Below are 13,578 nucleotides of genomic sequence, written 5' to 3'. Positions count from 1 at the left end.
ATGCTCTCAAGAACCGCTTCCGATCTGTACTGGATGTCGCGCTACCTGGAGCGCGCCGAAAACCTCGCGCGCATGCTTGAAGTCAGCTACTCGCTGTCGTTGATGCCCCAGGCCGGCCGCTCCGATGGCCACGCTGAACTGGCCATGTCGCTGCTGGCCTCGGGCACCCTTGACGACTACCTGCGCAAGCACACCGAGCTGGACTCCGAGCGCATGCTGCACTTCTTCGCCCTCGATGCGGAAAACCCCAGCAGCATCTATTGCTGCCTGCAGGCAGCGCGGACCAATGCCCACGCCGTGCGCGGGCGTATCACCGCCGACATGTGGGAAAACATCAACGCCACCTGGATCGAGATGCGCAATATCGCCAGCAACGGCCTCGGCCGCTATGGCATCAGCCAGTTCTGCGACTGGGTCAAGGAGCGCTCGCATCTGTTCCGCGGCGCCACCTCCGGCACCATCATGCGCAACGATGCTTACAGCTTCATCCGCCTGGGAACCTTTCTCGAGCGTGCCGACAACACCCTGCGCCTGCTCGATGCGCGCTATGAAATGTTCGGCGAAACCTCCGAAGAAGTCAGCGACGACTCGGCCCGCGGCTATTACCAGTGGAGCGCCCTGCTGCGCGCCCTGACCTCTTATGAGGCGTTCAACGAGATCTACCGTAACGCGCCCAGCGCGCGGCCGGTGTCGGAGCTGTTGTTGTTGCGGGTCGACGTACCGCGCTCGCTGCATTCCTGTATCGACGAGCTGGACCAGATCCTCGCCGGCTTGCCGGGCAACACCGGTCGCGCCGCCCAGCGCATGGCCGCCGAACTCAATGCGCGCCTGCGCTACACCGGCATCGACGAAATTCTCGACGCCGGCCTGCACCTGTGGCTGACCGACTTCATCGGCCGTATCCACCAGCTGGGCCAGAGCGTGCACAATTCCTACCTGGAGGTCGTATGAAACTGTCTATCCGTCACGACACCACCTACAGCTACGCCAGCGATGTCAGCAACAGCATCCAGCTGCTGCGCCTGACCCCGCGCAGCAGCGATCGCCAGCGTATCCTCGACTGGCAGCTGGAGCTGCCGCGCAAGGTCAACAGCCAGATCGACCCCTACGGCAACATCCTGCATGTGCTGACGTTGGACAAACCCCACGGGCACCTGGCCCTGACCGCCAGCGGCCAGGTCGAAATCGACTCCGAATGCGAGCAGGAAGCCGGCGAGCAGTCGCCCCTGCCGTTCCTGCGCACCAGCCACCTGACCCAGGCCGATGACACGCTCAAGGCCTTTGCCATTCAGCATTGCGGCGCGCACCGGGACCGCGCAGCGCTGACCGCACTGATGCAGGGCCTCGCCGACCAGATGCCGTACAGCCCGGGAACAACCTCGGTAGTCACTACCGCCATCGAAGCCTTCAACGGCGGTGCCGGTGTATGCCAGGACCACACCCACGCCTTTCTCGCCTGCGCCCGCAGTTTGGGCGTTCCGGCGCGCTATGTGTCCGGCTATCTGTGCACCGAGGATGAAACCCACCTGGCCAGCCACGCCTGGGCCGAAGCCTGGATCGATGACGCCTGGTACAGCTTCGATGTGACCAACCGCATCACCCGCCCCGAGCGCCACCTGAAACTGGCAGTCGGCCTCGACTACCTGGATGCCTGCCCGGTCCGCGGTGTACGCCGCGGTGGCGGCACCGAGTCGATGCAGGCCAGCGTTCACGTCCATCGCCAGTAGCAACAAAGCCCCGTCAGGTTCGCCAGGACGGGGCCTCTATTCCCACAGCACAAGGTAACCAGCATGACCTATTGCGTCGCCATGCACGTGGCAGACGGACTGGTGTTCATCTGCGACTCACGCACCAACGCAGGCATCGACCAGATCTCCACTTTTCGCAAGTTGTTCGTCTTCAGCGCGCCAGGTGAACGCCTGATCGTGTTGCAGACCGCAGGCAACCTGGCCACTTCGCAATCGGTGGTCAGCCTGCTCGAACAGCGCAGCCGCGGCAGCGGCACCCACTTGCTGAATGTGACCTCGCTGTACGACGCCACGGTGCTGGTTGCCGATACGCTGCGCGAAGTCATTAGCCGCGACCGCAGCAAGCTGACCGCACAGATCGACCTGAGCTGCACGATCATGGTCGGCGGCCAGATCGCCGGCACCGAGATGGGCATCTATAACGTCTACGCCCAGGGCAACTTCTTCCAGGCCACCCAGGACACGCCGTTTCTGCAGCTTGGCGAGAGCAAGTACGGCCGGCCGATTCTCGATCGCAACCTGACCTACCACACCCCTTTGGACGAGGCGCTGCGCTGCGGCCTGATTTCGTTCGACTCGACCATCCGCAGCAATCTGTCAGTGGGCATGCCGCTGGATCTGCTGGTGTATGCCAAGGACAGCTTTGCCGCCAAGGCGCCGGTGCGCATCCATCAGGATGACCCGTACTACAGCCATATTCGCCGGCAATGGAGCGATGGTTTGAAGAATCTGCTGGCTGATCTGCAACCGCCGCCGCGTGAGTTCATGGCCGATTGATCCGGCTCAGGGTTCGACGATGCGCAATAGCCTGGCGTCAGGCCCGTCGGTGAGGACGTAGATTGAACCGTCCGGCGCAACCTTGATATCGCGCATCCGCTCCTTCAGGTCTGCCAGCAGCAGTTGCTGCCCGACCACTTGGCGGCCGTTGCGCAATACTCGACGCACCGCCCGTTCCTTGAGCGCAGGTACCAGCAAATTGCCGCGCCAGTCCGGGAACATCGTGCCGCGATAGACGGCAAGGCCGGCCGGTGCGATCGAAGGAGTCCACTGCACGACTGGATCTTCATAGCCCGCCAGCTGACGTAGTGGTGTTACCTGCGCAAACGGATAGTCAACTCCGCCGGTAACGATGGGCCAGCCATAGTTGCCGCCCGGCACTATTTGATTGATCTCGTCACCACCGCGGGGGCCGTGTTCGCTGAGCAGCAAATCGCCGGTTGCAGGATCGACCGCGATGCCCTGCGGGTTGCGATGGCCCAGGCTGTAGAGCTCGGCAGCAGTGCCTGCCTGATCGATGAAAGGATTGTCCGCCGGTGGCCGGCCATCGCGGTCGAGCCTGACCACGCTGCCCAGCGAATTGGCCCGGTTTTGCGCCTCTTCGCGGCGCGTGCTGCCATCGCCTACGGTCAGCACCAGGGTCTCATCGGCGAGAAATGCCAGGCGCCCGCCGTTGTTGCCGGCGCTGGGCTTGAGTGTCGATTTGAATAGCACGCGCACCTCATTGAGCGCATTGCCAACCAGTCTGGCCCGCACCAGCTGTGTGCCATTGGCGCCTGCCTTGCCATAACCCATGGTTAGATAAAGCAGGCGGTTGTGCTCGAACTGCGGGTCCAGCACGACATCCATCAATCCAGTGACAGCACCTTGCTGGAACAGCGCCGGAAGCCCATCGAGGTTTATCTGTGCAGTTGAGCCGTCGCTGCTGATAGCCAGCAGGCGCCCTGCCATCTCGGTCACCAATGCGCGTCCATCCGGCAGTAGTGCAACCGACCATGGCTGTCTCAAGCCAGTGGCCACTGTCTGGACTTTGTATCTACTCGCGTCAACGACGGCAGGCCGCTCGACGCCAGCCGGTGCGCCAATAAAGAACAGGATGGCCGGGATACCAGCCAGCGCAACCGCCAATAGCGCCTTGGCCCGGTCCTGACTGCTTTCAACTGCGAGGGTTGGTGAGGTCAGCTGTGCATACAGCAAACCCGCGACAATCCCCGTCGAAGCCATCAACACCTGGCCGAGCAAGTCTCTGGTGCCGGGGATCGCCGGCATGGGAATGACCGAGCGCATCAGCCAGAACACCGTCCAAAGCCCACACATGCCAGCACCCGCACATAATGCCATGCGTGGCACTGAAACCTTGTTGGCCAGCCAATGCGCCAGCAGCAACGCCGGGGCGAGCGTCGCAACTGCAATAGCCATCATGATCGGCGCGAAGGTCATCAGATCCGTCACGGTCGAGTGCATGCGGATCGATGCCGTGATCGGCGCCCCCAGCCCGATCAACTCACTGAGTATCAGTTGCGTCTGGATGATGCTGGCGAGCAGCGCCGTGACCAAGCTGGCTGCGAGTACACCGAGGATGTGGCGCATGGGTGTCTGCATCGGGTTATTTCCTGCACTAGGGTGGCTGACATCACTTCATATTGGCAAACCAACAACCAGGCTTTGAACTTCAGCCACAATCTGCTTCGTCGCGTCTTCAACGCTACCCTCATTGCGACACAATACCCAGCCATGCTCGGCAACCGCACGTTCAAACGTTTCGCTCGAAGCGACATGCTCTTGCAGCGTGTGCATCACGGTACTGTTCAGTCCGCGCGAGCGTGCCGCTGCCCTGGCCCATGAAATGCTCGGGGCGGTGACGACTCCTACGTGCAGGTCGGGCACCTGCACGTCACGCTCAAGGTTCAGCTGAAGGATCTGCGCAAACGGCACCAGACGGCGAAAGGCAGCATCGGAGGGATACCAGCGGTCGATCAGGATGATGCTGTCGGCGGGCTGTTTGGGCAGTATCTGCTGTGAGATCCAGGCGCGGCTGTCTGCCAGGCGTTGGCAGATCTGCAACTCCAGGTCTGCACAAGGGGTTCGCGCTACCTGGTTTACCAGGGCCATGGTCTCGCCACGAAACGGATCGCTCTTTTTCTCGCAAAGGCGGACAACCTTGTTGCCCTCCGCGCGCAGAGCCTGAGTCACGGCTTCCAGAAGCGTGGTTTTACCGGTGCCTTTAGGGCCGTCGAAGGCGACGAACAACGGACGATTCACAGGGCCTGCAGTCAGCAAAATCACTACCTTCAATGCGCTCATGGCGAGCCGCATTCTACCCTGCTTAATGGGTGACGGTGGGGGCGCTCTGCGCCCCTTTCGCGACACCAGGCCGCTCCTACAGATGTACGCGCTGGCCTGCCGGATGCGGTCAATCTGTAGGAGCGGCCTTGCCGGGGCGCCGGGCCGGTCGGAAAGGATTGCGAAGCAGCCCCGACGTTCTCGACCCAAACACAAGTTTCAGAAGTGCTGACCGTACACTCAGCCAAGCCGGCTGGCTATCGCCCGCAACGCCAGCAGATACCCTTCAACCCCAAGGCCTGCAATCACACCATTGGCCACTGTCGAGGTAATCGAATGGCGATGCAGTTCATCGCGTCCATGGATGTTGGAAATGTGCACCTCCAGCAACGGCGCCTTGATCAACTTCATGCCATCCAGCACCGGGATGGAGTGGAATGAAAAGCCAGCGGGGTTGATGATCACGGCCACCTCGCGCTCGAAGGCTTCCTGCAACCAGTCAACCATGACCCCTTCATGATTGGTCTGGCGAAACTCACACACTAGGTCCAGTTCGGCCGCCAACTGCTGGCAATCGTGCTTCACCTCGGCCAGTGTCGTCGTGCCATAGATTTCGGGTTCGCGGCGGCCCAGCATGTTCAGGTTGGGGCCGTTGAGGATAAAGACTGAACGATTCATGGTCGGACTCTGCATTTATTTGAGGTACTGGGGTGACGCGTTGGCCTGCACAGTGGCGTCGCCGTCGGCTTGGTCGAGATCGATGCCGCGGGTTTCCGGGCCGATCAGAATCATCGCCAGCGAGACCAGATTGATCGCGGCGCAAATAGCCACCAGCAGCCAGGGTGAATTGCCGGTCTGGCTCATCAGCCACACGGCGAGGATAGGCATCGGCCCGCCGATCAGCAGGTTGGCACCGGTGTAGGCCAGGGCCGAGCCGCTGTAACGCACGTTGGTCGGGAACGCTTCGGCAAAGGCGACGGGCTGGATGCCGCTCTGGAACTGGGTGAAACCGAGGAACAGCCCCATCGCTGCCATGATCACTGCCGGTTGCTGGGTATTGAGCATCGGGAAGTAGACCATCAGGATCGCCAGGGTCATGCAGGAGCCAAACGCCAAGGCCTTCTTGCGCCCCCAACGGTCGCTCAGGTAGCCGCCGGCCAGCGCACCGAAGATGGCGCAGACGTTGGCCACCATCAGTGACATGAAGCCCATGGACTGGCTCATGCCGAGGTTTTTGACCAGATAGCTCAAGCTGAAGATGACGATCAGGTAGAACAGCGCGGCCGGCGAGCAGAAGAACAGCATCAAACGCAGAATGGTCCGCGAGTGCGTCTTCAGCACATCTTTCAACGGGCTGCCTGCATGGGGCGCCTGGGTCTTCTGCAAGGCAACGAAGGCAGGCGTTTCACTGACCTTGAGGCGAATAAAGATCGCCACCACCACCAGCACGAAACTCATCAGGAAGGGTATGCGCCAGCCAAACGACTCGAACTGCTCGGCACTGAGCAACGCGGCCAGGCCAAGCAATGCGCCGTTGGCAAGTATCTGACTGAGTGGCGAGCACAGGCCGAGAAGCCCTGAATAGAACCCGCGCCGATCCGAGCGTGCATGTTCCAGGGCCATCAGCTGCGCGCCAGTCGACTCGCCGCCCAGCGCGAAGCCCTGAATGATCCGCAGGATCACCAACATGATCGGCGCCCAGATCCCCACCTGCGCGTAGGTCGGCAGCAGCCCCATCAGCACCGAGGCCAGGCCCATCAAGCTGACTGTCGCGAGCATCAGGTTGCGCCGGCCGAGTTTGTCACCCAGATAGCCGCAGGTGATCGCGCCCAGTGGCCGCGCCGCCAGTCCTACGCCAAAGGTCGCCAGTGACGCGAGCAAGCCGGAGGTGGGCTCCATGGCCGGGAAGAACAGCTTGGGCAGGACCGTTGCAGCTACCGCGCCGTAAAGGGTGAAGTCGAACCACTCCAGCGCGGTACCGATGGTGGCGGCGGTGACCGCCTTTCTGGACATCTGACTGTCTGCAGCAGAGGCATCTGTCGTATTCATGAGTGTCTCAATCATTATTGTTATCGAGCGCCCGTAGCGGACGGTTGTGCATCTGAGTCGACTCTAGGCGCTTTTACCTGCAAGATAATTATCGAAAACCGGATAATTTCATAAGCTAGCCTTATACAGGTCGAATCATGGAGCTACGTCATCTGCGCGCGTTCGTCTGCGCCGCCGAGTTTCAGCACTTCAGCAAGGCTGCCGAGCACTTGCAGGTTGCCCAACCTGCGTTGAGTCAGCTGATCAAGACTCTGGAGAGCGAGCTGGCCGTCACGCTGTTTCGCCGGGCCAATCGCGGCGTCGAACTGACCGCCGCTGGCGCGGCGTTTCTACCGCATGCGCGGGACGCCCTGCATTCCAGTGAGCTGGCCGTGGCCGCCGCCAAGCGCGCTCGGCGCGGAGAGATCGGTGAAATTACCATCGGCTACCACTCGGCACTGCTCGAGGCCAATCTGCCACAGTTGATTCGGCACTATTTCAGCAGCTATCCGGAAGTCAAGGTGACCCTGCTCGATGCGCGCATTCAGGCTCAGTTCGACAAACTGCTGGAAGGCACGCTCGACATCGGCTTTGCCCGGATCTTCAAGGACCATTTGCCCGCCCGCCTGCGCACCCACTGCTTCAGTACCTCCAGGCTGGTCCTGCTGATGCCTGACAACCATCCCCTGGCAGATACCTTCAACGGCGATCTGGCGAGCTTGCGCCAGGAGAAGTTCATCTTCCTCGAGGACCCGCTCGGCATCGGCCTGACCTCACACATACTGCAGCTGTGCCGGCAGTATCAGTTGCACCCTGCCAACGTCATGCAAGTGCCTTCGTTGATGAGCATTCCTGGCCTGATTGCAGCCGGTATCGGCATCAGCATTCTCCCGCAAACCCTCACTCAACTGAGCATGCCGGGCATCCGTACGCTCGAACTCGAGCAGGCCGACATGCACAGCGAGCTGTCGTTGATCACCCGCGTGGATGAGCGCTCACGGGCAGTCATGCATTTTCTGGAAGAGGCGCAAGGCTGGTTGAGCTGAGCTTTTTCGACGCGGAGTACATCTGTACTCCGCAGGCATCTACAGCATTAGCTGGCCAAGCGATGAACCGCCTCGACGGAGCGTGTTCACATCCATAAACTGCTCAGTTAAACGTTTCAGCGTATTTCAACAAGGATCCCGATGTCAGTTCACCAAGCCCCTCCCCCAACCGCCTCCAAAGCCACCGTGGCGAAAATGGAGGCCGCCATGGCCCTGGGCAGCTTCGCCATCGGCACTGGCGAGTTCGCGATCATGGGCCTGATGCCCGACATTGCCAGCAACCTGCACCTGACCGAGCCTCAAGTCGGCCACGCGATCAGTGCCTACGCCCTGGGCGTGGTGGTCGGTGCACCGGCGCTGGCGATTCTCGGCGCCAAGCTGCTGCGCAAGCACATGCTGCTGTTGCTGATGGCGCTGTATGCCGCGGGCAACCTGGCGACCGCTTTTGCCCCATCATTCGGCGGCCTGGTGGCGTTCCGCTTTATCAGCGGCCTGCCCCATGGCGCCTATTTTGGTATCGCGGCGGTGGTGGCCTCGAGCATGGTCGCGAGTAACCAGCGGGCCGGGGCGGTGGCGCGAGTGATGCTCGGGCTGACCCTGGCCATGCTGCTGGGCAACCCCGTAGCAACCCTGCTGGGGCAGTACTTTGGCTGGCGGTCGGCATTCTTGCTGGTGGGCGTGATCGCGCTATGCACCATTGCCCTGGTCTGGCGTTACGTGCCGCAGCGTGACGATGAAGCACGCAGCGATCCGCGCAAGGAGTTGCAGGCGTTCCGCTTGCCGCAAGTGTGGATGGCGCTGGGCATTGCCGCCGTGGGCTTTGCCGGGATGTTCTGCGTGTTCAGCTATCTGGCGCCCACCATGCTCGAGGTGACCGGCACTTCGGCACAGATGATCCCCTTTGCCCTGGCGGCATTTGGCGCCGGCGGCATCATCGGCAACATTGCCGGCGGCAAGCTGTTTGATCGGCTGCAGTTCCGTGCGGTAGGCCTGGTGTTGCTCTGGTCGATCGGCGTGCTGCTGTTCTTCACCTACGCCGCCCATGCACTGTGGTCAGTCATGCTCGGCATCGCCTTGGTCGGCAGCATGATCGCCCTGGCAGCGCCGCTGCAGATTCGCTTGATGGACATTGCCCACGAGGCGCCGAGCCTGGCGGCGGCATCCAACCACGCAGCGTTCAACTTGGCCAATGCGCTGGGGCCGTGGCTGGGCGGCATGGCGATTACTGCTGGACTGGGCTGGACCAGCACCGGTTACATCGGCGCGGCGACCGCGTTGGTCGGCCTGGGCCTGTATCTGCTGGCGCGCCGCATGAAGGGCGGCCACTAAGCAAACACGTGGGCGCAACAGTCCTGACTGTTGCGCCCTGCTTCAATCAGGCATACGGTCTTGGCGCAGGCGTGCGGGCATTGAGCAGTGGCCGCGCCAGGCTGATCAGGCCCAGTCCGGCCAGCGCCGCGCCAACCCACAGCGGCGCACGCAGGCCAAAGCCCGCATCGATCGCCTCGCCCCCCGCCCAACTGCCAAAGGCCAAACCAGCGGTGATGACCGAGGTGTGCAGGGTATTGACCAACGCGCCCGGCTCGGCGGCCTTCATCACCCGCGCGACCATCGCTGGGTTGAGCGCCACGCCGGTAAAACCGATCAGGATAAAGCACAGCAAATTCAACCAGCGATGCTCGCCGCCCAGCGCAAAGCCGGCCATGGCCAGCACCAGCAACGCCAGCCCCCAACCCAAGGCGCGGAAGGTGTGCCGCTCGGCGATACGTCCGATGAACAGGTTGCCAAGCACGTTGGCGACGCCGTACAGCGCCAGCAGCGGTGCGACGTAAGCGGGCAATACGCCGACTTCGTTGATCAAGATCGGTGTGATGTAGCTGAATGCGGCAAAGGTCGCACCGATGATCAGCCCGCTGGTGACGTAGGCACCCCACAGGCTGCGGCTTTTCAGGTCGTCCAGTTGCCGACGCAGGCTGGGCTGCTGGCCGGCGACGTCCTGCGGCAGCTGGCGTGCGACCAGCAAGGTGCACAGCAGCGCCAGGGCAACGATCATCCAGGCACTGGCGCGCCAGCCGGCGACCTGCTCGATCACCGTGATCAGCGGCACGCCGGCCACCGGCGACAGCATCAGCCCCGCCAGCACCACCGCGATCGCCCTGCCCCGCGCGGCCAACGGCACCAGCCCGGCACACAGAGTCATGCACAGGCCGATGCAGGCTGCACTGGCCACACCCATGATCACCCGCGCCGTCAGCAGGATGGTGTAGCTCGGCGCCACGGCGGACACCCCGGCGGCCAATAAATAGACGACCAACAAGGCGATCAACGCCCGTTTGTTACCGATGCCGCGAGAAATCAACAGCACTGTGAGCGGCGGCCCACCGAGGGCCATGCCCAATGCATAGAAGGCAATCAGGTTGCCGACCTGGGCCAGGCTGACGGAGAAGGCATCAGCCAATGCCGGCATCATCCCGGCAACCATGAACTCGGCGGTGACCAGGGTGAAGATGGTCAAACCCAGCAGGTAGACGGTTGCTGGCAGCCTGTACGGGGTAGTCATAACACGCTCAGACAGAAAAACAGAGCGGGCTACCCTAGGCAGATTTGACTCATCGGTCAAACTTTCATGAGCGCAATCGATAGTCGGCAGGCACCCTCCAGACGCCCTCGAGACGCCCTCAAGACCCTGCGAATGCGCGCAGATAAGGCTCGATATCGACGTCGTCAAGCTGGTCACTGCGCAGAAAACGCTCGCCGTACTCGCGGTACACACCGCTGCTTAAAAACAGGCGGAACAGCCCTGGGTCGATGTGCTGGTCGCGGGCCATGAAGCCGAGAATCTTGACTGACTCCGACAACGTCTTGGCTGCCTTATAGGGCCGGTCAGCGGCACTCAGAGCCTCGAAGATATCGGCAATCGCCATCACTCGTTCGGCGATGCTCATGTCGTCTTTCTTCAAACCACGCGGGTAGCCGCTGCCGTCCATCTTCTCGTGATGGTTACCGGCAATCTGCGGTACGCGCTTGAGGTGGCTGGGCAACGGCAAGGTGTTGAGCATGATGATGGTCTGCACGATGTGCTCGTTGATCTTGAAGCGCTCTTCGTCAGTCAGGGTGCCGCGACGGATACTCAGGTTGTGCAGTTCACCATAGTTGTAGGCATGGGTCGGCAGGCGCATGTCGAAGCCCCAGGTATTGCGTGGGTCGTGTTTGTCGACTGGCGGCTTGCGCTCACCCCATGGCACCAGGTGGTCGACACGGTCAGCCAGTAGTTGCTCAGGCGCCGGCAGCAATGCCGAGGCCACTGGCGCCAGGCGTTCTGCCTCGTCACGGGACAAGCCCAGGCGGTTATCGAAGTTGCGCAGCCACGGGCGCGAACCAATGGTACGCAAGCGCTCGATATCGGCATCGGACATGAACTCGCCGCCGATGTTGGCATTGGCGATAAAGGCGAACTCTTCCTGCAACTGCGCCCGGGTATTCTCCAGCGCTACTTGCAGCGCCTGCTGCTCGCCACCCTCAGCCAGGCGCTGCCAATAGAGCAACTCGGCATCGCGCCAGAGCACTTCGAAGCGGGTGCGGATCTCGTGGATGCGGTTGTTCAAGGTCTCCAGCTTGGTCGCCTTGTCGACTACGTACTCTGGGCTGGTGACCTTGCCGCAGTCATGCAGCCACGCCGCGATCCTGAACTCATAGCGCTCCAGCGCGCTCATGTGAAACTGCGCGTAAGGCCCACTGTTTGCGGCGATGACACTGTCCATGAGCATTTGCGCCAGCACCGGCACCCGCTGGCAGTGGCCCCCGGTATAGGGGCTTTTGGCATCGGTGGCATCCGCGAGCAGCTGGATGATGCCGTCGAGCAGGCGCTGCTGGGCCTCGATCAACTGGCGTGTCTCTATGGCCACTGCGGCCGCCCCGGACAGCTCCTCGACAAACTGGCGAAATGCCGGTGCAATGCCGCCCGAGTGCAGCTGCGCCGGGCCCAGTTGCAACACCAACAGCCCAAGGCGCTGCCCGCTGCGGTCATTCAGCGCCACGGCCATGGTCGGTGTCTGGCCAGGCATCGCCTGCTCCACTGCGCTATTGAGTTGATGCGGCTCGTGCACGCCAAGCTGCAGGTCAGCGGGATAGCGCTCATCGCGATAGTGGGCAGCCAGGCGTAATACCTCGCTGTCTTCGCCGGCCAGATAGACAGCACCGCTGGTTACGGCAGTCGCCTCCACCAGTTCACCCAGCACCTGGCGAAGCATATCTTCCAGATTGGTTTCCCGGCTCAGGCTGAGGGTGATCGCCTGGAAGTTGTGAATGGTGCGCGACATGCCGCCGAGCACCTCGCTCAGCGCGCTGACCTCGCTGATCCGCGACTCGACCCCGACGCGCCGGCTGAAGTCGAAGCTGGCCAGAGCCTGTACTTGCTCGGTCAGCGCCTGCAGCGGCTGGCCGATGCGCCGCGCCAGGGCCCAGCCGACCAGCAGCAGGACCCCGATCAAAACAATCGCCCAGCGCGCTTCGGCCACCAGCATCTGCCGCGCGCCGCCCAGTAGCTCAGCCGCGGGTACTGCGATCAGCAGGCGGATATCGTGCTGGGTGAATGACGAAAGCGGAACCTGCACGCCGTACCAGTCCTGGCCGGCCGCCTGATAGTGGACAGGGTCTGCGCTCTGGTAATTGTTGACGAACAGCCAGCTGAGGCTGTCGACCGCCAGCTCGTCCAGGCGCGACAAACGCAGCGCCGCACCGTCCTGGACCACTACCCGCTGCAGGTCTGGGTAAAACACTACCTCGCCGTCACTGCCCACCACCGCCATCTGCGTGCCGGGGGTCGTGCGCAGGTCAGCAACTTCGCCGCCCAGGTCGTTGACCGAGGCGTCCATGCCCAGCACTGCGTGCCCAGTGATGCTGCGTTGGGCAACCGTAAGGCCGATCTCCCTGGTGGTGAAAAACACATAGGGCTTGGTCAACTGGGTAGTCGCGCTGGCCAGGCCCTCGACAAACCACGGCCGCGTACGCGGGTCAAAGTGGTAGTCCGGTTTGGCCAGCGTTTGCAGCAGCGTCAGCCCTCTGTCGTAAAAGCGCCACTCACCGAGCATCTGCCCACTGCCGTCCAGGCTGATGCTTTGCAACAGGTACGCGGCACCTGCGGGCGCATGCACGCTCTGGCTATCGGCCTTGTCGCGCAGCGCCCGTAACAGCACGAACTCGCCATTGGCATAGCCCACATACACCGCGCTGAGCATGCTGTTGGCGTCCAGGCTGGCCGCGAGCAAGGGCAAACGATCAAGCCGTTGCTGCAGCGTGACGGCCTCGGCAAGCGAGTCATGGGCAAGCAGACGGATCGAGCTGAGCACCGGGTTGATCAAACGCTGCGCCCGCTCGTTGATGGTGCGCGCCAGCTGGCGACTGGTGTCGGCCGACGCAGCCAGCAAGGTGTGCTCAATGCTGCGGTAGCCCTGGTAGGCCAGCACTGCCCCAAGCGTCAGCGTACTGAACATGATTGCCAGGCCAATCAGCACTTGCAGGGAGAAGCCGCGGCGTGAGGTGTTCAAGGGTCTGGACCTTCTTTGGCATTCGTTGTAATCCGCAGCTCGAATGCCCGCCGCGCCTGTTCCAGCTAATCCTAGCCCAACTCTTTACTTACGCATGGCTGGACTATGCTGATTGACGGTTGCCCAGGTGTGCCAAGTAACAGCGCTGTC

At 62.3% G+C, this 13,578-nt stretch carries 11 protein-coding genes; 5 read left to right on the top strand and 6 right to left on the bottom strand.

The features are described 5' to 3' along the window. The 3 genes from K3F44_RS06405 to K3F44_RS06395 all read left to right on the top strand — a co-directional run bounded on the left by K3F44_RS06405 (position 1) and on the right by K3F44_RS06395 (position 2,525). The gene (locus K3F44_RS06405; protein WP_101319263.1) at positions 1-951 is read left to right on the top strand and encodes an alpha-E domain-containing protein; all 951 of its coding nucleotides are present in this window, start codon (positions 1-3) and stop codon (positions 949-951) included. Further along, on the top strand, positions 948-1,727 hold the full coding sequence (locus tag K3F44_RS06400; protein ID WP_101319261.1) for a transglutaminase family protein: 780 nt from the start codon (positions 948-950) through the stop codon (positions 1,725-1,727). The genes K3F44_RS06405 and K3F44_RS06400 overlap by 4 nt, the downstream gene beginning before the upstream one ends. A 63-nt stretch (positions 1,728-1,790) precedes the next feature. After that, positions 1,791-2,525 (top strand): peptidase, encoded by a 735-nt coding sequence (locus K3F44_RS06395; protein WP_220633587.1) that lies wholly within the window; start codon positions 1,791-1,793, stop codon positions 2,523-2,525. A 6-nt stretch (positions 2,526-2,531) separates the two neighbouring features. Here the strand turns inward: K3F44_RS06395 and K3F44_RS06390 are convergent, their stop codons facing one another. The 4 genes from K3F44_RS06390 to K3F44_RS06375 all read right to left on the bottom strand — a co-directional run bounded on the left by K3F44_RS06390 (position 2,532) and on the right by K3F44_RS06375 (position 6,857). Further along, positions 2,532-4,127: a PQQ-dependent sugar dehydrogenase gene (locus tag K3F44_RS06390; RefSeq protein ID WP_259407034.1), complete on the bottom strand. Its 1,596-nt coding sequence runs from the start codon at positions 4,125-4,127 to the stop codon at positions 2,532-2,534. Positions 4,128-4,163: 36 nt separating this feature from the next. Further along, a complete protein-coding gene (locus tag K3F44_RS06385; RefSeq protein WP_220634149.1) occupies positions 4,164-4,787 on the bottom strand; it encodes a dTMP kinase in 624 nt (207 codons plus the stop codon). Positions 4,788-5,048: 261 nt separating this feature from the next. Beyond that, a complete protein-coding gene (locus K3F44_RS06380) occupies positions 5,049-5,486 on the bottom strand; it encodes a type II 3-dehydroquinate dehydratase (RefSeq protein WP_220633586.1) in 438 nt (145 codons plus the stop codon). A 15-nt stretch (positions 5,487-5,501) separates the two neighbouring features. Next, positions 5,502-6,857, bottom strand: coding sequence for an MFS transporter (locus K3F44_RS06375; protein ID WP_220633585.1), 1,356 nt, complete (start codon positions 6,855-6,857; stop codon positions 5,502-5,504). 137 nt (positions 6,858-6,994) lie between these two features. Here K3F44_RS06375 and K3F44_RS06370 point away from each other — a divergent pair, with 137 nt between their 5' ends. Next, entirely contained in the window at positions 6,995-7,882 is an 888-nt protein-coding gene (locus tag K3F44_RS06370; protein WP_101319251.1) for a LysR family transcriptional regulator, read from the top strand. Positions 7,883-8,023: 141 nt separating this feature from the next. Continuing rightward, positions 8,024-9,211, top strand: coding sequence for an MFS transporter (locus K3F44_RS06365; RefSeq protein WP_220633584.1), 1,188 nt, complete (start codon positions 8,024-8,026; stop codon positions 9,209-9,211). A gap of 46 nt (positions 9,212-9,257) precedes the next feature. Here K3F44_RS06365 and K3F44_RS06360 read toward each other — a convergent pair whose 3' ends face one another. Beyond that, positions 9,258-10,442 carry an MFS transporter gene (locus tag K3F44_RS06360; protein ID WP_220633583.1) on the bottom strand — a complete coding sequence of 395 codons (1,185 nt, stop codon included), beginning with the start codon at positions 10,440-10,442 and terminating at the stop codon, positions 9,258-9,260. A 118-nt stretch (positions 10,443-10,560) separates the two neighbouring features. Further along, positions 10,561-13,428: an HD domain-containing phosphohydrolase gene (locus K3F44_RS06355; protein ID WP_409077660.1), complete on the bottom strand. Its 2,868-nt coding sequence runs from the start codon at positions 13,426-13,428 to the stop codon at positions 10,561-10,563. Between the last annotated feature and the right edge of the window lie 150 nt (positions 13,429-13,578).

This window comes from Pseudomonas sp. S07E 245, assembly GCF_019599025.1.
Lineage (GTDB): Bacteria > Pseudomonadota > Gammaproteobacteria > Pseudomonadales > Pseudomonadaceae > Aquipseudomonas > Aquipseudomonas shirazensis.
Note: the sequence above shows the minus strand (reverse complement) of the source record. Positions and strands in the feature narration are given on the sequence as shown.

What these genes read in the sequence shown, in the direction of transcription:
- K3F44_RS06405 (WP_101319263.1), top strand. Translation starts at nt 1, where the DNA reads ATGCTCTCAAGAACCGCTTCCGATCTGTACTGGATGTCGCGCTACCTG.
- K3F44_RS06400 (WP_101319261.1), top strand. Translation starts at nt 948, where the DNA reads ATGAAACTGTCTATCCGTCACGACACCACCTACAGCTACGCCAGCGAT.
- K3F44_RS06395 (WP_220633587.1), top strand. Translation starts at nt 1,791, where the DNA reads ATGACCTATTGCGTCGCCATGCACGTGGCAGACGGACTGGTGTTCATC.
- K3F44_RS06390 (WP_259407034.1), bottom strand. Translation starts at nt 4,127, where the DNA reads ATGCAGACACCCATGCGCCACATCCTCGGTGTACTCGCAGCCAGCTTG.
- K3F44_RS06380 (WP_220633586.1), bottom strand. Translation starts at nt 5,486, where the DNA reads ATGAATCGTTCAGTCTTTATCCTCAACGGCCCCAACCTGAACATGCTG.
- K3F44_RS06375 (WP_220633585.1), bottom strand. Translation starts at nt 6,857, where the DNA reads ATGAATACGACAGATGCCTCTGCTGCAGACAGTCAGATGTCCAGAAAG.
- K3F44_RS06370 (WP_101319251.1), top strand. Translation starts at nt 6,995, where the DNA reads ATGGAGCTACGTCATCTGCGCGCGTTCGTCTGCGCCGCCGAGTTTCAG.
- K3F44_RS06365 (WP_220633584.1), top strand. Translation starts at nt 8,024, where the DNA reads ATGTCAGTTCACCAAGCCCCTCCCCCAACCGCCTCCAAAGCCACCGTG.
- K3F44_RS06360 (WP_220633583.1), bottom strand. Translation starts at nt 10,442, where the DNA reads ATGACTACCCCGTACAGGCTGCCAGCAACCGTCTACCTGCTGGGTTTG.